At 47.0% G+C, this 21,983-nt stretch carries 15 protein-coding genes; 5 read left to right on the plus strand and 10 right to left on the minus strand.

The genetic code is table 11. The features are described from left to right. The first annotated feature begins 160 nt into the window (after positions 1 to 160). Positions 161 to 481, plus strand: a complete 321-nt coding sequence (locus OF158_RS12695) for a thioredoxin family protein (RefSeq protein ID WP_035184127.1) — start codon at positions 161 to 163, stop codon at positions 479 to 481. 40 nt (positions 482 to 521) lie between these two features. Here the strand turns inward: OF158_RS12695 and OF158_RS12700 are convergent, their stop codons facing one another. Continuing rightward, positions 522 to 1,961 (minus strand): phospholipase D family protein, encoded by a 1,440-nt coding sequence (locus tag OF158_RS12700; protein ID WP_035184124.1) that lies wholly within the window; start codon positions 1,959 to 1,961, stop codon positions 522 to 524. A 124-nt stretch (positions 1,962 to 2,085) separates the two neighbouring features. On the opposite strand from OF158_RS12700, the gene OF158_RS12705 reads away from it, so the two are divergent. Then, positions 2,086 to 2,241: a lmo0937 family membrane protein gene (locus tag OF158_RS12705; RefSeq protein ID WP_014097513.1), complete on the plus strand. Its 156-nt coding sequence runs from the start codon at positions 2,086 to 2,088 to the stop codon at positions 2,239 to 2,241. Between the two features lie 379 nt (positions 2,242 to 2,620). Next, the gene (locus OF158_RS12710) at positions 2,621 to 5,818 is read left to right on the plus strand and encodes an efflux RND transporter permease subunit (RefSeq protein WP_017552014.1); all 3,198 of its coding nucleotides are present in this window, start codon (positions 2,621 to 2,623) and stop codon (positions 5,816 to 5,818) included. Between the two features lie 1,115 nt (positions 5,819 to 6,933). Here OF158_RS12710 and OF158_RS12715 read toward each other — a convergent pair. After that, positions 6,934 to 7,965, minus strand: a complete 1,032-nt coding sequence (locus tag OF158_RS12715; RefSeq protein WP_014097510.1) for an EAL domain-containing protein — start codon at positions 7,963 to 7,965, stop codon at positions 6,934 to 6,936. A 307-nt stretch (positions 7,966 to 8,272) separates the two neighbouring features. Between OF158_RS12715 and OF158_RS12720 the strand changes: the two genes are divergently transcribed. Then, on the plus strand, positions 8,273 to 9,766 hold the full coding sequence (locus OF158_RS12720) for a catalase (RefSeq protein ID WP_014097509.1): 1,494 nt from the start codon (positions 8,273 to 8,275) through the stop codon (positions 9,764 to 9,766). A gap of 500 nt (positions 9,767 to 10,266) precedes the next feature. Here the strand turns inward: OF158_RS12720 and OF158_RS12725 are convergent, their stop codons facing one another. The 7 genes from OF158_RS12725 to OF158_RS12755 all read right to left on the minus strand — a co-directional run bounded on the left by OF158_RS12725 (position 10,267) and on the right by OF158_RS12755 (position 16,593). Continuing rightward, positions 10,267 to 10,845 (minus strand): undecaprenyl-diphosphatase, encoded by a 579-nt coding sequence (locus tag OF158_RS12725; RefSeq protein ID WP_035184119.1) that lies wholly within the window; start codon positions 10,843 to 10,845, stop codon positions 10,267 to 10,269. Then, positions 10,842 to 11,585: a polysaccharide deacetylase family protein gene (locus tag OF158_RS12730; RefSeq protein ID WP_014097507.1), complete on the minus strand. Its 744-nt coding sequence runs from the start codon at positions 11,583 to 11,585 to the stop codon at positions 10,842 to 10,844. Before OF158_RS12730 ends, OF158_RS12725 begins: the two co-directional genes overlap by 4 nt. Further along, complete coding sequence (locus OF158_RS12735) at positions 11,561 to 12,844, minus strand: MGDG synthase family glycosyltransferase (protein ID WP_014097506.1); 1,284 nt, start codon at positions 12,842 to 12,844, stop codon at positions 11,561 to 11,563. The genes OF158_RS12730 and OF158_RS12735 overlap by 25 nt, the downstream gene beginning before the upstream one ends. A 313-nt stretch (positions 12,845 to 13,157) precedes the next feature. Next, a complete protein-coding gene (locus OF158_RS12740) occupies positions 13,158 to 14,036 on the minus strand; it encodes a hypothetical protein (protein ID WP_013860166.1) in 879 nt (292 codons plus the stop codon). 3 nt (positions 14,037 to 14,039) lie between these two features. Continuing rightward, positions 14,040 to 14,546: an anti-sigma factor family protein gene (locus tag OF158_RS12745; RefSeq protein ID WP_014097505.1), complete on the minus strand. Its 507-nt coding sequence runs from the start codon at positions 14,544 to 14,546 to the stop codon at positions 14,040 to 14,042. A 4-nt stretch (positions 14,547 to 14,550) separates the two neighbouring features. Then, positions 14,551 to 15,084, minus strand: a complete 534-nt coding sequence (locus OF158_RS12750; RefSeq protein ID WP_014097504.1) for an RNA polymerase sigma factor — start codon at positions 15,082 to 15,084, stop codon at positions 14,551 to 14,553. 339 nt (positions 15,085 to 15,423) lie between these two features. After that, entirely contained in the window at positions 15,424 to 16,593 is a 1,170-nt protein-coding gene (locus OF158_RS12755; protein WP_035184113.1) for an MGDG synthase family glycosyltransferase, read from the minus strand. Between the two features lie 656 nt (positions 16,594 to 17,249). Between OF158_RS12755 and OF158_RS12760 the strand changes: the two genes are divergently transcribed. Continuing rightward, positions 17,250 to 19,481, plus strand: a complete 2,232-nt coding sequence (locus OF158_RS12760) for a glycosyltransferase family 39 protein (protein WP_035184112.1) — start codon at positions 17,250 to 17,252, stop codon at positions 19,479 to 19,481. Between the two features lie 233 nt (positions 19,482 to 19,714). Here OF158_RS12760 and OF158_RS12765 read toward each other — a convergent pair whose 3' ends face one another. After that, a complete protein-coding gene (locus OF158_RS12765; RefSeq protein ID WP_035184108.1) occupies positions 19,715 to 21,547 on the minus strand; it encodes a glycoside hydrolase family 25 protein in 1,833 nt (610 codons plus the stop codon). Positions 21,548 to 21,983 lie beyond the last annotated feature (436 nt).

The raw sequence follows: 21,983 nt of genomic DNA on the forward strand, positions 1-21,983 counted from the left end.
CCATCATTTTTTCATACAAGCTTTATTATACATCATACGTGAAGAAGCACAATCCTTTTCGTTTTGGAAATATTTCTTTGGCAGGTTGAAAAATGTTGAAATTCCTCTGCTGCTCTATATACAATAAGAAAGAATGATGAAAGGATGGAGATGGTCTGGAGTGGAAGCGATTAAAAGTGCGGAAGAATTTAAAACGGTAACGGGAGGAGAAGCACCGGTTATCGTGAAATTTTATGCAGATTGGTGTCCGGATTGCAAAGTGATGAATATGTTTATTGGTGATGTGATCAAGGACTATCCGCAATATAAATGGTATGAAATCAACAGCGACGCGTTCCAAGCGATTGCGGATGAAAACCAGGTGATGGGGATTCCGAGCCTGCTCGTTTTCCAAAACGGCGAGAAAAAAGCGCATCTGCACAGTGCAAATGCAAAGTCGCCGGAAGAAGTACGCGAATTTTTAAATCATGTCGTATTGTAAAAAAAGGACCCGGAGCCGGGGAAGGCGTTCCGGGTCTTTTTTAATACGTTGTCAGTTTCAGCACTTCCTGGAGGCGGTAAAGGACTTTTAACAAATAAGTGGAGAAGCCTTCGTGTTTTTTGTACGGGACGGTAAAAGCGCCGTCTTCATTGTTCCACAGCCGCCCGAAGTACCGGCGGATCTCTTTTGTGATGGCCGCATCATTCGGTGCCTTCACAAATAAATCGGTCTCCAAATTATAATCGTCCAGGTTGCGAAGCGTTAAATTGGTCGACCCGCCGAAAAAGAGCGAGCGGCCGGGCTTTTCAATCCAGACCAGCTTCGGATGGAATTGCTCGAGCCCGGTATTATACCAGCGGATTTTGATCTTTCCATCCGTTTTCTTTACGAGTTCCTGTGCAACAGGCTGGTTGGGAAGCCCGATTTTTTTATGCCCGAACGCGTTTAAATTCGGGTCGAGGATAAGCCGGATGCGGACGCCGCGGGAAGATGCCTTCTCAAGCGCACGGACCACTTTCCGGTCAGCCAAATAAAACATCGCCATCGAAATCGAATCGCCTTTTTTTGTCGCCTTGATTTCTTTCATCATCCGGTCGTAAACTTTCCCCTCCGTTAACAGCTGGACGGCAATCCTGCCTTTTCCCCTCTCTTTCCCTTTGTATTGCGGCAGCTCCGGGCCGTCCGACATATCGGAAGCCGCCTGCTCCGATTCCAGAACATCCCGAATGACCGGCCCTTTTACAAGAAAAGCGATATTGGAATGCCAGCCGCTTGCGTCATGCGGGTTGCCGGATGCAATGACCGTGCCGTTTTCAGTCGTAAACGTTTTGCGGTGGTTCGCTTTAATATTAAAAAGTTCAAGATACGAGCGGAGCGTCATCTTCGGCGCATTGTCCCCGAAAGCATTTGGCAGCCAGCCGGTCCCGCCCTGGCCGAACCACTGGAAAAACATATGCCAAATCCCGGAATAAAGCGGCGTCGGGTCACGCAGCGAGTCCAAATGCGTAAAGACCACACGGATGCCATGTTCCTTTAGCCGTTTTAAAATGCCAGCTTCATGGGACCCGTAAGAAGTATTGATCGGATCGGTGATGACGATGATGCGGATACCAGGTTCTTTTTCTTTTTTGGCAATCAGCCTGTCCACGAGCCTCTCAGCAAGCGGCGGCACTTTCATCTTTTGATCATGGTAGCCGTTAAAAAGGAAGAGATCGGCGACGATATATTGATGGGCTTGGTCAATCATCCGGTAAATTTCAGGATAGACGGTCTGCTCCACCTTTCTTTTTCCTGTCCCCTTTTCCCGGTATGTTAAATCCGAAAGAAAACGGATGTCTTGATCGTGAACGTTATATGTTCTGCCTTCATAGGAAATCCCTTTTGGCAGCGGCTTATATGTATGGTACAGCATGACAGCCGCATAAATGGCAATTAAGACAAGCAACCCATAAGACAGCCATTTCTTTCCGCTTTTTTTCATTATAACCCTCCCGTTTTCCTGTATCTTTCCCTTACACCACGCCTGGCAAACATGCAGGCAAGCGTTTGAAAAGCAACGGAACGGGTAACATAAAAGTACTTTAATTTAGAAAGGAAAAGGCTATATGATCTGGACAATTATTGGGATTTTGCTCGTACTTTGGATTTTAGGCATTGTTTTTCACATCGCCGGCGCTTTTGTGCACCTTCTGCTTGTCATCGCCGCCATTGTGCTGCTGTTTAAAATTTTTTCAGGCATGCGCGGAAATAACAGCCGATAGAGGCTGAGGGTATAGATATATAAAATAAACATAAGTTTTTACATCAAGCCCGAGCACCAATTTGCATCATGACTACTTTTTACAGTAGGCAACAGAGCTAAAGAAATTTTGTTCATTTTATATAGAAGGTTGAGCCGCACCAAAGGCTTTAACCTTCTTTTTTTAGGCAACCCTTTCTTTATCCAATATTCCTTCCTTCCGAAAGCTCCGCTCTTTTTCCAAGCGATGCATCAAGTACTGCAATTCTATCCTGTATCTATAGAAGATGCCGGAAAATACTGGCGCATTTCCGGGTTTAAAGGTATAACTATAATGGAGATAGGCTAGCCCATTTCTATCCGGCTCTAGAACGAAAAGACAAAGGAGTGTTGTAAACACTGTGAAGAAAATCATCCAGTTTTGCCTAAACAACAAATTTGCCATTTGGCTGATGACCCTCATTGTGGCGGGTGCTGGGATTTATGCCGGCATGAATATGAAAATGGAAACCATTCCGAATATCGACGCGCCATACATGCTGGTGACAGCCTCTGATCCGGGTGCCACACCGGAAGAAGTCGAAAATAAAATTACGCAACCGATCGAACAACGGCTGAAAAACCTCACCGGCGTCAATACGGTCTCCACTTCCTCGACGGAAAGCAATTCCCAGATCCAGCTTGAGTATAAATATGGCACGGATATGGATCAAGCGAAAAAAGACATCCAGGATGCGCTCGAAAAAGTGGACCTGCCGGATAATATTGACAAGCCGTCCGTAACAAGGATCAGCATCAATGATTTTCCGATCCTGTCTTTAAGTGTGTCGGATAAAAGCCGGTCTTTTCAGCACTTAACGAAAATTGTCGAAGAGGATCTTGTTCCAAAACTGCAGAGCATTGACGGCGTGTCCGATGTGCAGGCTTCCGGCCAGTACGTGCAGGAAGTCCAGCTGACCTTTAAACAGGACAAGTTGAATGCACTGGGGCTCGATGAGGACACTGTCAAAAAAGCGATCCAGGGCGCAAACGTTTCGGTACCGCTCGGCCTCATCAACTTCGGAAAAGAAAACAAATCGGTAGAAATCGATGGAAACGTGAAATCGCTGAAGCATTTTGAGAATCTGAAAATCCCGTACACCCCGAAAACGGGTGCAGCTTCCGCTTCGTCCGCAGCCGCGCAGGCTTCAGGGGCACAATCCCCAAATGCGGCGCAGACTTCAGGAACGCAGGCCTCGGGTGCGCACGCTTCAGGGGCGCAGCAACCGGCGAATGCAGGAACGCAAGCGACGCAAGCCAACGTCGGTATGCCAACCGTTGCGTTAAAAGAGATTGCCGATATCAAAGTTGTCGGCAAGCATGAATCGATTTCTAAAACGAACGGGAAAGATTCAATCGGCATCCAAATTACAAAAGCTCCGGATGCAAACACGGTGGATGTTGCCGATGCAGTAAATAAAAAAGCCGCACAGTTTAAAGCGGACTATAAAGGCACACAAATTTCCACCATTCTGGACCAGGCAACACCTATCAAAGACTCCGTCAAAACGATGTTCGAAAAAGCAATCATCGGGGCCGTATTTGCGATTGTGGTCATCCTGCTGTCTTTGCGGAATGTGCGTTCCACCATTATCGCGGTCATCTCGATCCCGCTCTCGGTGCTGATTGCTTTTATTATTTTGCACCAGCTTGACATCACATTAAACGTGATGACACTCGGAGCCATGACGGTGGCAATCGGGCGCGTTATTGATGACTCGATTGTCGTCATTGAAAATATCTACAGACGCCTGACGTTGCGGGAAGAAAAACTGCGCGGAAAAGCGCTGATTCGTGAAGCGACGGTTGAAGTTTTTAAACCGGTTATGTCTTCCACGATCGTAACCGTCATCGTCTTTGTCCCGCTTGCACTTGTGAGAGGGATGGTCGGGGAACTGTTCATGCCGTTTGCCCTGACGCTAATTTTTGCCTTGCTAGCATCGCTTCTTGTGGCGATCACGGTGGTGCCGATGTTTGCCCATTCGTTATTTAAGAACGGGTTGAAGAAAAACACGCGGACTACGAACGAAGGGCACGGCCGGATCGCTTTATTTTACAAAAAGATTCTGAACTGGTCGCTCAACCATAAGCTGGTCACGTTCGGCATCGCATGCCTGCTTCTTATCGGTAGTTTGTTTTTAATCCCGCTTATCGGCGTCAGCTTTATTGAAAACGAAGGCCAGAAAGTCGTGTATGCCACCTATGCGCCGGAACCAGGGGAAACCCTTTCCGATGTGAAGAAGATAGCAGGAAAAGCGGAGGATTACTTAATCCACCGTAAAAATGTAAAAAATGTGCAATATTCCATTGGGGAGTCGGCTTTCAGCACCAACAGCAACTCCGCCATCTTTGTTGTCGAATATGACCAGGATACCAAAAATTTCGACCGCGAACCGGAAAAAGTCATTAAAGCCCTGCAACAAAGGACGGACCAGGGTACATGGAAATCACAGGACTTCGCATCTATGTCGAATGATGATTTAACGATGTATGTCTATGGCAACAATCTGGATGAAATCAAACCGGTCATCCATAAAATTGAAAAAGTCATGAAAAACAACGACAACTTGAAAAATGTTGAAACCAGCCTTTCCGAAACTTATCAGCAATACACGCTTGTCGCCAACCAGAACAAACTGGCTGCTCTCGGGTTAACAGCCGGCCAGCTCGGAACCGGCCTTGCGCAAACCGGCAACCGGACCGTGCTTACAACCGTTGAAAAAGGCGGAGAAGAATTAAATGTTTACGAACAGAACAAAACCGGGCATTACGACAATATTGGCGATCTGACCAATCAAAAAGTCACGTCGCCCCTCGGCACAAAAGTAGCGCTAAAAGATGTCGTGGACGTGAAAAAAGGCGAAACACCGGATGCAGTCTCGAAACGGGACGGCAAAATCTATGCCAGTGTAACCGGCAAGATCAAGACAGCTGACGTTGCGAAAGTGACACAACAAGTTCAAAACAAAGTGGATAAACTCGATATTCCAAAATACATCCATGTCGAAACCGGCGGCGTAACGGAAGACATCAATGACTCGTTTACAAAGCTCGGTTATGCGATGCTGGCTGCTGTTGCGATCGTTTATCTTGTGCTCGTGATTACATTCGGCGGGGCCCTCGCGCCGTTTACCATTCTTTTCTCACTGCCATTTGCCGTAATTGGTGCACTGGTCGCCCTGTACCTGGCGCATGAAACGATCAGCGTCACCGCCATGATCGGCGCCCTGATGCTGATCGGCATCGTGGTGACGAATGCCATTGTGCTAATCGACCGGGTGGTGCATAAAGAAAAGGCGGGGCTGTCCACACGCGAAGCATTGCTTGAAGCAGGCGCGACAAGGCTGCGTCCGATTTTAATGACCGCTTTTGCAACAATCTTTGCACTGATCCCGCTTGCTCTGGGCTACGGCGGCGGCGGGCTCATTTCGAAAGGGGTCGGCATCACAGTAATCGGCGGCTTGACCAGCTCCACTTTACTGACACTTATCATCGTTCCGGTTGTTTACGAATTTTTAATGAAGTTTAGGAAAAAAGAAAAACATCCGGAAGAAGTATGAAAAAAGAGGTTGCCCAGGGGCAACCTCTTTTTTCTGCATGTGGAAGCATCACCAGCGCTTGCGTCGGAGAGGTAAAACTTGGGAAAGCCGGGATTTACCTGCAAACCCCAGTTCCTGTTCGATTTAGCTTCTTTCAAGTAGGGATGAATAAGCAAAATTCTTAAATTTGGTAAGAATGCTGGAGGCCGGTTTTTTTCGTGCTTCTTTAACGTAGACGCGCTCTATGTGAAGGAAGACCCTCGTTTTTGCTTGCTTCCTTAACGTAGACGGGGTCTATGTTAAGGAAGGTCTTCGTTTTTCCATGCTTCCTTAACGTAGACGGGGTCTATGTTGAGGAAGGACTTCGTTTTTCCACGCTTCCTTAACGTAGACGCGCTCTATGTGAAGGAAGGACTTCGTTTTTCCACGCTTCCTTAACGTAGACGCGCTCTATGTGAAGGAACGCCTTCTTTTTTCCATGCTTCCTTAACGTAGACGTGCCCTATGTTAAGGAAGACCCTCGTTTTTGCTTGCTTCCTTAACGTAGACGCGCTCTATGTGAAGGAAGGTCTTCTTTTTTCCACGCTTCCTTAACGTAGACGTGCTCTATGTGAAGGAAGGTCTTCTTTTTTCCACGCTTCCTTAACATAGGGCTTGCTGAATCACCAAACTTCCTAGATTTGGAAAAACTTAATACAATGTGCAAGGGTTAAAGATGGATTCTTCTATATTTTGAAAAAGAGCTTGCTGACAAATTGGGTACAAATTCAGAATCGGATTCGTTCACCAAGCCCCAAGTAGGACATTTCGAGCCAGGATGCAGCTCCTTTTGTCCTTTTGGCAGATTCAAAAGGACATTTCGGGCTCGGATGCAACGTGTTTTGTCCTTTTGACAGCTTCAAAAAGACATTTCGGACCCAAACGCGACTCCTTTTGGTCCTTTTACATCACGCAAAAGAACAATTTGACCTCACTGTACGGCTAGTTTCTCTTTTTTTGCCAGGTCCGCTGATTCGCATCCTTGCTGAAGAAATTAAAAAAGCCGACCTATCTTTCAGGTCCAGCCTCGTAAACGCAATGAAGATTCATTTTTTAGCAAACGCTACAAAAACGGCCATTGCAAAACCCGAAAGCCCCTAATTTCCCCCAAGAATGATCGCAGCGGGTTCGGGAGCGGGTTTTCCAATATAGTACCCTTGCGCCAAATGCATGCCGATCGATTTGCAATAGAGCAGTTCTTCTTCGCGTTCAATTCCTTCCGCTAGCACATAAATACCGGTTTCTCCCGCAATTTCCATGACTTCCTGCAAAAAGCGCTGTTTGACCTTATTCTCGTCGCAATGGGAAATGAAAAAACGGTCGATTTTCACATAGTTCGGATTTAAAATTTTCAAAGTTTCAAGCGTTGCGTACCCTGAACCGAGATCATCAAGCGCCACGCCGACGCCAAGATCACGGTAGATCCCGAGTATCTTTTTTAAAAAGTGGACATCATTGATCTTCTCGGTTTCCACAACCTCAAAGACAAGGTCCTCCGGGGAAATATCGTACTGTTCGATCAAAGTAAACGTATGCCGCAAGCAAAACTTGTAATCATAAATCGAAGCGGGCAAAAAATTGATAAAGCTCTTCACGCCGCGGGGCAGTTTCTCAGCACGGGCTTTCAGTGCCGCTTCCCTGGCGCGCAAATCCAATAACGAATGCAGTCCGGTTTTATGGGCGACATCAAATAATAGGCCCGGGGGAATGTTCCGGTTCGGCAAACGGGTGCGCAGCAAAGATTCATAGCCGTATATTTGGTTGTCCTGAATGCGGATGATCGGCTGAAAATAACTCGTCAGGCTGCCGGAAATAATTACTTTTACAAGCATCTCATAGCGGATGCGCTCTTTTAATTGAGAAAGCGGCAGGGAGAGCACCGAAAATCCGGACCCGGACGGATGGACACTGGTGAACAGATCAACCGTTTCGGGCATATCTTTTATGATATCAAATAAAGTATCCTTTTCTTCAAACGGAACCATTAAATGCTCGGAAAGGACTTCGTATACACAGGATTTCTGCGTCATATATTCAATGACAGCCTGTGTTTTTTGTATGTATAATAAACCGCTTTCCGGAATATAAAAAGATGCATCGTTCTCCAGGTTTGGCTTCTCATTCAGCATATGATTCATCCTTATCCAGTCGTTTAACTTATTTATACCAAAAAATGCCCGGCAAAGCCACTATTAAAAGCAGGCGGCATCATCCCGGCCGGAAAAATCGTCCAAAAGCGCTTTTTCTCCCTTTCCTATTCCGCAATTGAGAATTAAATATCGAAAATGAAAATAGAAAATTTCTATCTCACTTCTATTTCCACCCCTTTTCTTTTGATATAAAAAACTTTACTTTAAATTTATTATAAATAAATATTGATTTTTATAATGAATCAGTTATAATATAGACATCAAAATAGCAAAAGGTGGGAAAATGATGAGTGATCAAAAAGACAACAAAAAAATGACAACTGCATTCGGTGCCCCGGTTCCGAATGACACAGATTCAAAAACTGCCGGCAAAAGAGGGCCGTTATTGATGGAGGATGTCTGGTTTATTGAAAAGCTGGCCCACTTCGACCGAGAAGTGATCCCGGAGCGGCGGATGCATGCAAAAGGTTCCGGCGCCTACGGGACATTCACGGTGACAAACGATATAACGAAATATACGAAGGCAAAACTTTTCTCAAAAGTCGGCAAAAAAACCGATATGTTCATCCGTTTCTCAACCGTTGCCGGCGAACGCGGCGCGGCGGATGCCGAACGCGATATCCGCGGAACGGCCATGAAATTTTACACAGAAGAAGGCAATTGGGACCTTGTCGGGAACAACACGCCTGTATTTTTCCTCAGAGACCCGAAACGTTTCCCGGATTTGAACCATGTCGTCAAACGCAACCCGCGCACCAATATGCACAGTGCACAGGCAAACTGGGATTTTTGGACGCTGCTTCCTGAAGCGCTCCACCAAGTAACGATTACGATGAGCGACCGTGGCATTCCGGCAAGCTACCGGAATATGCATATGTTCGGCAGCCATACGTACAGCATGTTCAACGCAAACAATGAACGCGTCTGGGTCAAATTCCACTTTAAAACACAACAGGGCATCAAAAACCTGACGGATGAAGAAGCACAGGAAATCATCGGCCGCGACCGCGACAGCCATCAGCGCGATTTGTACGAAGCGATTGAAAGCGGCGACTATCCGCGCTGGACGATGTACATCCAGGTGATGACGGAAGAAGAGGCGAAAAACCTTCCGTATAATCCGTTCGATTTAACAAAGGTATGGTACCATAAAGATTTTCCGCTGATTGAAGTGGGTATCGTGGAACTGAACCGCAACCCGGAAAACTATTTTGCAGAAGTCGAACAGGCCGCGTTCGCCCCGACCAATATTGTGCCGGGCATCGGGTTCTCGCCGGATAAAATGCTGCAGGGCCGCCTTTTCTCTTACGGCGATGCGCAGCGTTACCGGTTAGGCGTCAACCACTGGCAAATTCCTGTCAACTATCCGAAAAAAGCGGAACACTTCCATCCGTACCACCGCGATGGCGCAATGCGGGTTTTCAATCCGGCTGAAGGCGGCTCCGTTTCATACAGCCCGAACAGTTACGGCGAATGGGAAGACAGCAAGGAGCACGCAGAACCGGCACTCGATATTTTAGGTACGGCTGACTATCACAATTTCCGTGAAGATGACGACAACTATTATGAACAGCCCGGCAAACTGTTCAGGCTGATGGCGCCGGAAGAACAGCAACGACTATTTGCAAACACCGCCCGCAATATGCAGGGAACGACAAGAGAAGTCCAGCTCCGCCATATTACGAACTGTTATTATGCAGATCCGGCATACGGCGAGGGCGTCGCGCGCGCACTCGGCATTCCGATGAGCGAAGTAGAGGCGGCTGTTTCGAGGAAATAACTGGCGGATGAAGGTTTGCGGTGCCGCTAAATGCACATTTATAAAATGCTCTTCAGTTTTTGCATCAAGCCCGCGCACCAATTTGCCGGATGATGACTTTTTGCGGCAGGCAAAAGAGCGGCAACATTTTGTTCACTTTATATAGGGCTTGCTGAACGAATCCGGTTCTGAATTTGTACCCAATTTGTCTGCAAACTCCATCGCAAAATATATGCGAAAATGCGTGAGTTTGTCTTCTCCATACGTTGAATCGGCTTTCGCGTGCAGGCATTTCCCTGGATTTGTTGTAAAACCTTTGCATTTAAATGGTTGCCAAAGCTGTCAGCATCCTTTCCAAATCTAGGAATTTCGCTTATTCAGCAAGCCCTATATAGATATAAAATACAAAAGACGTTGAGGCACCATTTCGATTTGTGCCTCAACGTCTTTTAAATTGATTTAGAGTGACAGGGCACAGTGCTAGATGGTGTCCCGCCCTCTTTTCGATTGATTTTGCTCGTTCATTTATATCCTTTTTTTGTAATTTTCGCCCATATGTCATGATACCAGCCGATCAGCATGCTAAAAGCCGGGTCAAACAACCCTTTCATTTTTTGGATGGTCCATACTGTGAACAAGGCAACAATAATGCTTGCCGCAATATCCCCCGGATAATGGTGCCCGACCCATACACGGGAAATGCCGGTCAAAACGGCACAGAGCATCATCGCTAATCCGAGTTTCCGGTTCCGCACCCATAAGGCGAAAGCCATGGCAAACGTGCCTGTCGCATGGTCGCTCGGAAATGAGTCGTCGGCCGCATGCGGAATTAAAATGCTGGTATGATACGTGACAAATGGCCGCGGTTCATAATAAACAAGCGTAATCACATAATTGACCAGCAAAGCGGCAACACCGGCAATGCCGGCATAAAGCACCATGTTTTTCATTTTATCATTGCCTAAAAACCACACAATCAATAAAACAGCGGCAAAAAGCGGCAAGGCATCCTGTGTAAAAAAAATCATGATGTCATCCAGTAATTTTTCATGCCCTGACAAGTTGTGGACCATAAAAAACAATCTGGCGTTCTCATTCATGGCTCTATTTCCTTTCTTCTATGGCTGGTTTTGATAGAAAAATGTTTGTCAAACATCTCGTCCATCCGCACGAACCGGAAGCCGCGCGCTTTTAATGCCGGAATCGCAACCCGCAAACCTTCAATTGTATACTGCGGGGCATCCTCATCTGCGCCCGGCGTGACGCCGCAATCATGCAGCAAAATCACATCGCCGCTTTCCACCCGGGTGATCAGGCCGTTTGAAACCTTTTTCGAACCGCCTTTTCTCTTCCAATCGCGGAACATTTTCGACCAGTGCACCATGCGGAACTGCTTGTGCAGAAAAAAGTCCAGCAGATGCATCATTCCCCACGGCGGGCGGTAAAAAACCGGTCTCTCGCCGGTGATGTTTTCAATAATCCGTGCCGACTGCTCAAGCGTGCGCGCATTTTTCCAAGGGCTGATCAGCCAGTTGCACTGGTGCTTATAATTATGAAGGCCGATACAATGCCCTTCACGCGACATGCGCAAAACGAGTTCCGGATACCGGGCCGCCCTTTCCCCGACGAGAAAGAAAGTGGCCTTAATTCTTTCCCGCTTTAAAAGATCAAGCAGTACCGGCGTATAGACCGGGTCCGGCCCGTCATCAAAGGTGAGCGCAATCTCCGCATCTTTTTTTCCTTTCCAACATACCCAAAAACCGAGTTTGGCCGCTAAAACATATGGAATAATAGCATATATGAGAATGAATAAAATCAATACCCAGATGATGACTTCCAAACCGTGCCGCTCCTTTCATCCAAAGATTCATGCGGGTGATGCACAAGCAAAGCCTTTTTTCGCATCCTTGCATACTTTCCGTGCGCGGTATCCGGCATTTCCGGATCAGACGCATGAATGAGCCGTGCATATTTCGCCTGGTCAATAACGGAAAGCACCCGAAAAGCGGCCTCTCTGTTTTGAATCGATAGCGTGTTTCTTTTCATCTTCGCAAGCTGTGCCCTGTTTTCATTCAGGCGGGCTAAACACCGGATTAACGTGCCTTCATCTGCTGCCTCAACTGCTGCGCCCGCTTGTGTTAAAAAGGCTGCGTTATCTTCTTCCTGGCCCGGCAGCGCTTTGTATAAAATCATCGGCAGTTCCATGGCCAATGCTTCCGCTGTTGTCACGCCGCCCGGTTTCGTAATCATCACGTCCGAGACAGCCATTAAATCACGCACATAATCAATATAGCCGAGCACGAAAACCTTGTGTTTCGTCCCTTTCAGATCATCCATCAGGCGGGCGCGTAGTTTTTCATTATGCCCGCACACGATCAACAGCTGCATGCGGAAAGGTACCTCGTCCAGTTTTTCAGCCGTGAACAGCCCGTCCCCGAACAGGCCTTCCCCGCCGCCCATGACAAGCACGGCCGGCAACGCCGGATCGAGGCCGTATTTTTTGTACAAAGCCTGCTTGTTCACCGGTTTCAGGAAACTCGGTTTAATCGGGATCCCTGTACAGGAAATTTTTCGGCCGGGAATGCCGAGCCTGATCAACTGCCGGCGCAACATATGCGAACCAACGACATAGTGATCTGTGTACGGGTGCAGCCATGAACTGTGGTGCGTATGGTCGGTAATGACGGTAACGAGCGGAATATCCGTAAGCCCGTATTCCTTTAATTTTGAAATCATAGAAGACGCAAAAGGATAGGTGCTGACAATAACGGATGGGCGTATCGTTTCGAGCATCCGCAGCGTCTTTCTCATCCCCGTTGAAAATAAGCCGGTCAATGTTTTTGACAGGGCATTCCTTCCATACGTTTTACGGTACAAATACCCGTAAAGATTCGGGAACTTTTCAATACCTTTCATATAAACATAGTGGCTGACCGGGAATAAGGTGGGATGGACCCATTCCATGAAATCGACGACAACCGGGTCTGCTTTTGGGGAACGAATTTTCATCGCCTGTTCAATTGCCCGGGCGGCCTGCAAATGCCCTTCCCCAAAAGCGCCTGTTAATATCAACACTTTGTCTTTTTTCTTGTTGGCCATTCTCTTTTCCCCCCTGCTTTTCGGTCTGTTTACAGAAAACGCGCCGCTTCTCCTTCTCATGCGGCCTCTTTCGATACAATACAATAGACTTTGAGGGTAAAAGAAAAGTTCATTTATAGGCGATAAAAATTTGCGGTCATTGTTTTCCTACTCTTCCATTTAAACGAATTATGGAAAACACTGTAAAAATTTGCTTCGAAAAAAAGAAACAGGCAAGGCTTTTTTCGGAAACAAAAACCCCGTTTGGAATTTTTTTTCAACAAGGACAGGCAAAAAAACGCAACCGGGTACTCACAAAAAAACATGCGGCTCCTTATTTTGCGGCCGCATGTTTTTTCCTGTTTCTCCATTTTTGAAATAGCCATGTGACCGAAAGCCCGAGCGAGTACCAGAACAAAATCAGGAAAATGACTTCCCCGACGAGTGGGATGCTGCAAAGGGCAATCAGGATCGTCACACCCGTTAACAGTTTCAGCCATTCCTGCCTGCCGTTTAAAACGGCAAAGGTGCTACCGATTTCCCGGCCAAGAAACACGAGTCCTGCCAGGAGGGATACAAAAACAGCAAGGCATAACAGAAGGACAACCGGTATTAATACCACTGTAATCGTCAAAAACAGGCTGAGCGCAAGGACGACAAGCGACAGCAGGCAGCCGGTAATGATCATCCTTCCGGGCCGCGTGTAGAAGGACCGAATCCCAGAAAAAAACGGTTTTTTCGCGACTAAGCCGAACAAAACAGTGCACACAATCAACAGTAGGCTTGCGGAAAGCCGGAAAAACCAGAGGGCAAGAAGCATGACAGCGGCAAAAATCATACTGTCAAGCGTTTTATTGTTCATATTTATAGATAGGACATGTTCCGTTACACGGGCACCCGGCTGCTGTTTGATATTTCCACCGAGCACAAATACAGAGCCGCGGATATCCGCTGACTTACGAATATTCAAATTCCCATTGATCACAATGACGGCTGTTTTGACATATCCGCTGACGGTCGCGTTATTCCCGATCACAACGACATTTTCGACTTTTTCATTTTTCGGGATGACCGTATGCCGGTCGTGGATGATAATTCTCATTCTTTTTTCCTTTGCAAACGCAGGGTGGAAACCCGCCCCTGCGCTCAGAAAAAGCAGGAGCAAGGACAATAGGCAAATCAATATTTTTGCGGCTTTCATCTTTTTCTCCATCCCCTACTCCTTCACCGGCTTCATGGTGAGAAGGCCAAACAAAATCCAGATACAAACGGCCAAAATCACCGCCATCACCACCATAATCCCCGCAGACAAAGCCGGGAGCGCGGAAAGAATGGAAAGCGCAATATGAAAGCCGCTTGAAAGAATATTGCAGAGGGCCTGAAAAATATTCATGCCGACATAAAACGGTTTTCTCATCACCGGGTAGGCGCAAAGCACAGAAGCGGCACAGCAAACCGCAAAGAACCAGACAAAAACGCGGTAATGCATCGCCATTTTTTCCTGCGGCATAATTTTAGCCAGAACCGCCTTTTCAAACTGGATCCCCGGTACATCAACCGAATGGTAAAAACGGCTGATTTCCGTCTTCACCGTCTCCAGTTCTTCCAGTTCGCGGCGGCAATCCGGGCAAAGGGCAAGATGGGCTTCAACCATTTTTCGGTCCGTTTCACTTAACGCATCATCCATGAAGGCCGGCAATAAATCCCGGACGTGTGTTTCCATGTGATCACCCTCTTGAAAGTTCTTTTTTCAAAATATTTCTCGCTGTGTTGATGCGCGACTTGACGGTACCAAGCGGGATGTTCAAGATGTCTGCGATCTCTTCATAGGAATAGCCCTGGATATCGCGCAATACGATCGCTGCCCGGTGTTCCGGCGACAATTTTTCCATCGCGCTGCGGATGTCAAATCTCAAATTGGCGTTGTCGATATTGGAAGTTGGCCTCCTAAGTGGCTCCTCTTCTATTTCCGCCTGAAGATCCACTTTTTTTCGCATTTTTTTCAGCCGGTCATAGCATAAATGAGAGACGATCTTCGACATCCAGGAGGCAAAAGCATAGGCATGTTCCAGTTTATCCAGGGCGTACCAGGCTTTCACAAATGCTTCCTGGGCGATATCTTCCGCTTCCATCCTGTCGCCTGTCATGGCATATGCATGCCGGAACACCTCCCCTTTAAACCGGGCCACCAGCACGGCAAACGCATCTGTATCTCCTGCTTTTGCCTGCCGGATCAACTGTGTTAAATCCTGCTCCACCATTTTCAACTCCCTGCTTAAGCAACGCGATCTTTTGTCGTTGCCCGGGCATGTGCAAAAGCGGCCGGGAAATTGCAGGTGCACTTGCCCATTTCATTCCATGTTCATTATGGCATATTTTCCTTTCCGCCATCAGGAAGTTTTTTTCATCCGCTTAGCGCCTCATTTGGATAGGAGTACCCCATACCGGCCGGAAAACGGGCGGCAAAAAGCCGATGCAAGCGTTGGGCCGGCCTGAAACATGCGCCCGAATTCCACGGCAGGAAGATGGTAAAAGTACCCGGAAACAAAAACGACAAGTCCTTTCCAGCAATACGGCCCCATAAACGCCCCGCAAAAAAATCAATAAGAGGTTGAAACATAGTACTGGTCCTTCAGCACTTTATCCGGCGTTTGGTTTGCTTTGCGGCCGAGCAGACCGCGGATCAATACATCAAATTCTTTCCCCCTGAGTTCGATTTCGCTCCCGTATTGGCGCATCCGCCGGTAAAACCGGGCCAGTTGCTTCCCGTCTTCCAAGATTTCCATCACCTGTTCCTCCACCGGTTTGGTGAAGTCCAATTCAAAGACAAGACCGTGTTGTTTCAAAAAAGCAAGATTGATTTCTTCCTGACCGGGGAGGACGGAGTGGATAAAAATCGGCAGCTTTTTTTGAATCACTTCGCTGATCGTGACACCGCCCGGCTTTGTAATGATCGCATCCGCTTCATCGTACAGCCGGCTCATTTCCTTTCTGGACTGGATATAGGGAACCGGGATGATATGTTTCATCCCCCATCCATTCAGCTTGTTATACAATTTTTCGTTTTTTCCGCATAACACATAATAATCGGCCCTGCCCGGCTGTTCCCGTTTCAATGCTTTCAGAAGGCGGTACAGATCGCCGAGGCCGCTGCTGCCACCGGATATTAAGATTTTTTTTCGTGACGTATGGCGCAAAACCGTTCTTTCTTTAAACGCTTCATGAATCGGAATGCCGGTGACAAAAATGTTTTGTTCGGGAACGCCGTTACAGATGAGCGTCGTTTTGATCGTTTGGTTCGGCACAAAATGGATGTCAATTTCTTTCTTTCCCCACAAGCCGTTGACGAAAAAATCAGTGTATGCATTGATAACCGGGACATCAATTTTTCCTTTTGACTTCAGCCGGCTGAGCAGCATCGACGGAAAACTATGCGTGCAAATGACAAGATCCGGATTTTCCTCGGCAATCAGTTTTTCCATTTGCTTAATAAAAGAGAGTTCATAGAATTTCATTAATGCGGTCTGGTCGGCATCCGCATAAATAAAATGTTTGTACACCCATTGGTATGTCCGCGGTGCTTTCTGGATCCATTTCAAATACATTTTCGTGACGATTTTCTCCAGCGTCCCGCTCGTATAGGAAATCAAATCAACTTTTTTCATTTCAATGGTACTGTCCATACATTTCAATTTATGCATTAACGCCTCTGCGACCTGATGATGGCCGGACGGCATTTTTAAAAGCGGTAAAATGAGCACTTTAGCCAAGCTGTCTTCCTCCTTTTCCGGAAGCCTGTTCTTTTTACAATAAATAGACTTCCGCAATTGCCGGGAAGTTCATTCTGTTTTTTACCAAAAAAGCAGATTTTAAACAATTGAATTGTATACCGGATGGATGTCTTACAACAAGTATTTTGCCAATATTGGCCGTATTTTGAGCAGCAGCCGCCTGCACGGCTTTTAAGGGCGTTTTGGACCAACATTTCACCTCCTTAAAACGACCATGCAAAAGGATGGAAATCAACCGACAATTTTTTCTAAATATATCGCAGTTCTGTTGCCTGCTGTAAAAAACAGTCGTCGTGCAATTTGGTGCTCAGGCTTGATGTAAAAACTTATATAGAACCGTGCTGCGCGGTATTTCGCTCGGAAAACCTTTCACGTAAATCACCGGCAGGCTTGTCGCCAGTTTCCCGCGTGCCGCATTGGTTGCTGAAAAACTGCGGGTTTTTTCATTGAATTCTCACGGTTTATTCAGAATAAGCCGCTATACTGGTCCCTTGAGAAACCTGGAAAATTATGCAAGAATACGAAGTGCAGGCGGCGGGGCATGATAAAAAAGACTGTTTTCATGCACCACTAACCTATTACACGCCAGAGAATGGATTCTATGCGTAAAGAACATTACATGAGGTGAGTCCTCCATGTTCGTGAAGAAGATAACCATTAGTCTTTTCAGTATCATATTTACGGTGTCATGCGCTCTTATCACAATCGGCAGTTTCTTTATCGCACCGCTGTGGGCCAAAAAAGATGACCCGCATTTCGTGCTGCTTGATGGAAAATGGAATATTTCAACGGGGCAGATGGCAGCGCTGTTCCTCTTTTCCGTAGTGGCCATCCTGTTTTATCTTGGCTGTTTCCGCATTTTTGCAAGGCTTTCAGACAAAGGGCTGAAAATAATGGCAGCCTTTTTGTTTGCCATTATTTTGTCTATTGAAACGGCGATTCTTATCCTGTTTCACGGGGTGCAGCCGCCCAAGGTGGATGGTGGCCATATTTATCTGGAAGCTTTGTATTTATTAAAGCACGGGACATTGCTCGGAAATGAGTACTATTTACAGCTGTACCCGAACAATGTACCGATTACCATTGCCCGTTACCTGCTTTACCGCTACCTAGCGTTTGGAAATCCAGACTGGTTTTTGATTGTAGATAAGCTGGCAGCGGCTTTATTCCTGAATATCGGGATCTTTTTTCTCTGGCTGCTGGCGGTGAAAACATCCGGCCGCAAAACGGGAAATTTGCTGCTTGTTTTCACCATCACATGGCTGCCGCTCTTTCTTTATATCCCGTATTTTTATACAGAAAGCCTTGCGATCGCCTTTCCGTCCATGGCGGTGTATTTTTGGTATGGCCACAGTCGGACGGGGCGCCCGGTATACCTTTTTCTGCTTGGTGCAGTGCTTGCAGTTGGATGCCAATTAAGGGAAAATATGGTATTACTTTTGCCTGCCCTTTTGATCTACATGCTCTACACGCTCCGGCTGAAACAAACCGTGCTGCGAATAGCGTTCATTATGCTTGTTTTTTTGCCTGTCACTTTTGGGGCAGAGGCGTATTACCACCATCTCGGCTACCGGGAAAACGCGACCATCAAGGCGCCGGTAACCCACTGGCTGGCGCTTGGCCTTTCAAATGAAGGCCGATACAATGTCGCGGATACGAGATTGTCAGAAAGTCTTCCCACCCAACAGGCAAAAAAACAGGCGGATTATGCACTGATCAAACAGCGGATCGAAACGAGGGGTACATCCGGTCTGCTCAAGCTTTGGGCGGTAAAAGCCTTCCGCACATTTTCACAAGGCGATCAGGCCTACGCCAAGTACAATCAGCGGATGGACCATTACAACGCCGCATACCGTTATGTTTACGGAGACCAGAATCAAGTGCTGTTGTTTATCATCCAGGTATTTCATATCGCAACGCTCTTTTTGCTGGCCGTTTCGGGCTTAACGTTCTTCCGTAAAATAAGATTTGATGTTCAATTACTCATGCAAATTTGCTTATTTGGCAGCTACTTGTTTTTCATTTTTATTTGGGAAGCAGAACCGCGCTACTCCCTCCTGTTCACGCCATTGATGATTTTTTGCGCTGCACGGGGTCTTGAAAAGATGCATCAGTTCTTGGAAGCAAAAAAATGGCTGCCGGCACAAAAAAGATGGAAACTGCAAACAGCAGGAAACTGGCTGCTCGTTTTAAGCCTTATTGTCCTGCTCGCCGTTTGCGCCAAATGGAATGAAAAAGCATTCACAGGAACAACCGAAAAATACGAGGATTATATCGTCAACCAGCAGGCGGCCAGAGGAAAACCTGTTGCGCTTGTTGACCGGCATCATACCGTTACCCAAACGTTTATCGCAGACAAAGCTTTCGACCGGGTCGCTTTTATGCCTGCCCGATTCCACGGTAAAGCCGCATACCGCGTTTCTTTATGGCATAAAAGCGGCGGGCGGCAAAAAATGGTGTTTGAACGAAAATTTACAAACCATAAGCGAAAAACAAACGGCTATAAGGCATTTCTTTTGAAAAAAGCCTTGCCCGGTGAAAACAGGCATTATGCACTCCGGGTCGAACAACTCTACGGACCGGCGCATGCCCGGATGTTCCTTCATGCGAACGGCCCAAGCGGACATTTTGAGCAGATGGATTTGTACGGAGGGGGCCAATTTTACCAAAACGGCAAACCGATGGCAAAAACAGACCTTACGTTTACCGTATCAAAACAGATTACCGGTCCCCATATAAACCGGCACCTGTACAGATGGCTGTTTGGATGTGCTTTCTTTATGCTTTTACTCTATGGGCTTACTGTCCTGCCGGGAGGGGCAAGCAGAAAAGCAGCTAAAAAAATCCGCGAATTTGCGGATGCCTGATCAAAATCTCCCCGCCTGAGCCGTTTGGCAGCCCGGCGCTTGACCAATAGAAAAGTTGGCAGATGCGAAAGACCTGAGCCGGCAACAAACGGGAAGCTTGTGGAGGCCTGAACCAGCGGGCGGGGAAAATTTCTGCGATCATACCGCGCGCTGGCCCGGATGTTCCAATGCTGATGGAAGCCAAATCAAAACGGCGAGAGCAGTTTCTCGCCGTTTTTTTTTGAGAACATCTTTTAAAAATCAGGATCATAGCTGATATCAAGGTCAAAATGGCCGGTGATGCCATCGATCGTTCCGGTTTCGGTGTACTGCCAAACGTCTGCATTCGTACCGAGCGTGATGTTATATCGTGCCAGCCAGATTTTGGTATTGCTAGGCCAAGAATCTGTATGGCCCTCAAGATAGCTTTTCCAATTAAAGTAGCCGGCATAAATGCCCACTTTCGCCTGCCCGAGCGTCTGCATTTCATTTAAGAAATAGCCAGCACAAGCCGGGGCCGCATTTGCCCACCAAGTTGTTGTAATGCTATTCGTCCCGGTAGGTTCTATATCTTCGAAAGCGTAGCCCGTAAACGCATAGCCGGTTTTCGCCTTTGCTTGGGCCAGCACTTGATAAAAACGCTTGGCTTCTGCAATATGCTGTGCGGAAGTGGTGGTGGAATTGCCGATCATATGATAAGCATGGACCGACAAGCCGGCGTTTCTGGCATACTTATAATAGGTATAAAACTTCGAATCCGTATATCCGCTTCCTTCTGTTGCTTTCAGAATGATAAAATTGTAGCCCTGGCTCTTCATAAGGTTAAAACTGTCTTGTGTCAGAGTTTGATAATGGCTGACATCCAGTCCCTTTGTCGTCGTGGCGGATGCAGTGGCTGATCCGGTACTGCCCGCTGTGGTCGTTCCGGACGTAGAACCCGATCCGGTGTTGCCCGTTGTGGTCGTTCCGGATGCAGAACCCGATCCAGTGTTGCCCGTTGCGGTCGTTCCGGATGCAGAACCTGATCCGGTATTGCCGGTTGTAGTCGTTCCGGATGCAGAACCTGACCCAGTGTTGCCCGTTGTAGTCGTTCCGGATGCAGAATCTGATCCGGTACTGCCCGCTGTGGTCGTTCCGGACGTAAAACCCGATCCGGTGTTGCCCGCTGTGGTTGTGCCGCTCGTTGCTGTGACAGACCCTATTGTGCCGGACGCAGATCCGGACGTGCTGCCGGTTGCCGTTCCCGTCGTTTTCCCACCCGCTGCCGGTGCAGGTTTTGTGAAGTGGCTCGTATAAATCCAGCCACTTTGGGTTGTCCCAACGACGCAGATATGGGACATATTTTGGGTGCTTTCTTTCACATACACCTGCTGATTCGGTCTAATAACAGCCGTATATTTTGTATGGGATGCAGATGTATACAGTTTGGAAGAAGCATAGACCGTTTTTTTCGCGAGCAAGCCGGTTAAGTTGTTCGCATAAATATATCCGGAGCTATTGCCTGCTTTCACTTGGTAACGACCGTGCGACCCATTAAAAACCGACACCTTTTGCCCATCTTTAATCGTCTTGTTATACGAATTTCCGGTTGCGGATGTGTATAATTTAGACGGCATCCACGTATATTTTACAACCGGTTTAATAAAATGGGTTTTGTCAACATAGCCGCTGTACCCGGTTCCGATCACGTGGGCCAGATACATGCCGTTTTTCGTTGCTTCCATTTTGATATACATCATCTTCCCCGCCGGTACGGAAGCAACATACGGGCCGCCTGCCGCCTGCTTATAAATTTTCGAACCAAAATAGTCCTCTTTTTTCACTTTGCTCCTTGTCAGGTTATCAGCATAAATGTAACCTGTTTTCCCACCTGCTTTCACCTTATAGCGCTTGCCTGACTTGCTGTAGACGGTTACCGCTGTCCCGCTGTTCACATTTCTGGAGTAAGCCGCGCCGGACGCCGTTTTATAAAGCTTCGACGGTGTCCACGTATACATGGTAGACGAGGCGGCTGAAGCAGGCTTCACAAAACTTAGCGCAAACAGCAATAAAAAACCCGCACCCCCGAAAAAAATCAATCTTCGCAATCTGTCTCCTCCTTTTGTTCTATGTATCAAACACCATTATAATCAATAAATCTCGTAAATTTTATCCCGAATTTGAAAAAAATAGTGAACAATCATTCTAAATGAGTCTATATACCTATACAGGGTTACATTTTGCCTATTTGAAAGGGGATCGATCAAAAAAATTGCAAAAACCACTCCAAAACGGAGAATTGCCTGGATTGAGAGAAGAAATTTATCCGCAGCAACTGAGATTTAAACCATTTAGACTGAAATATTTCCGCGAGATCACGAGAGAATGATAAAAAGAATGGTTTGGGGGGCGCCACAGTTTTTACCATTCCATAGCTAAAAAGCATTCCTTTCCTTTGGCAAGTGGATCAGTACCAAAAAAAGAATGCTTTTCATTTGCTATGAAAAAAGGTCGCCAAGCGTGAATTAGGGGTGTTTAAGAGTG

Origin of the sequence: Weizmannia sp. WK01, assembly GCF_025905465.1 — a bacterium.
GTDB classification, from domain to species: domain Bacteria; phylum Bacillota; class Bacilli; order Bacillales; family Bacillaceae_C; genus Weizmannia; species Weizmannia faecalis.

Excerpts from the sequence above, each read along its gene's own strand:
- OF158_RS12700 (WP_035184124.1), bottom strand. The coding sequence starts at position 1,961 with ATGAAAAAAAGCGGAAAGAAATGGCTGTCTTATGGGTTGCTTGTCTTA.
- OF158_RS12705 (WP_014097513.1), top strand. The coding sequence starts at position 2,086 with ATGATCTGGACAATTATTGGGATTTTGCTCGTACTTTGGATTTTAGGC.
- OF158_RS12715 (WP_014097510.1), bottom strand. The coding sequence starts at position 7,965 with ATGCTGAATGAGAAGCCAAACCTGGAGAACGATGCATCTTTTTATATT.
- OF158_RS12720 (WP_014097509.1), top strand. The coding sequence starts at position 8,273 with ATGAGTGATCAAAAAGACAACAAAAAAATGACAACTGCATTCGGTGCC.
- OF158_RS12725 (WP_035184119.1), bottom strand. The coding sequence starts at position 10,845 with ATGAATGAGAACGCCAGATTGTTTTTTATGGTCCACAACTTGTCAGGG.
- OF158_RS12735 (WP_014097506.1), bottom strand. The coding sequence starts at position 12,844 with ATGGCCAACAAGAAAAAAGACAAAGTGTTGATATTAACAGGCGCTTTT.
- OF158_RS12740 (WP_013860166.1), bottom strand. The coding sequence starts at position 14,036 with ATGGAGAAAAAGATGAAAGCCGCAAAAATATTGATTTGCCTATTGTCC.
- OF158_RS12745 (WP_014097505.1), bottom strand. The coding sequence starts at position 14,546 with ATGGAAACACACGTCCGGGATTTATTGCCGGCCTTCATGGATGATGCG.
- OF158_RS12750 (WP_014097504.1), bottom strand. The coding sequence starts at position 15,084 with ATGGTGGAGCAGGATTTAACACAGTTGATCCGGCAGGCAAAAGCAGGA.
- OF158_RS12760 (WP_035184112.1), top strand. The coding sequence starts at position 17,250 with ATGTTCGTGAAGAAGATAACCATTAGTCTTTTCAGTATCATATTTACG.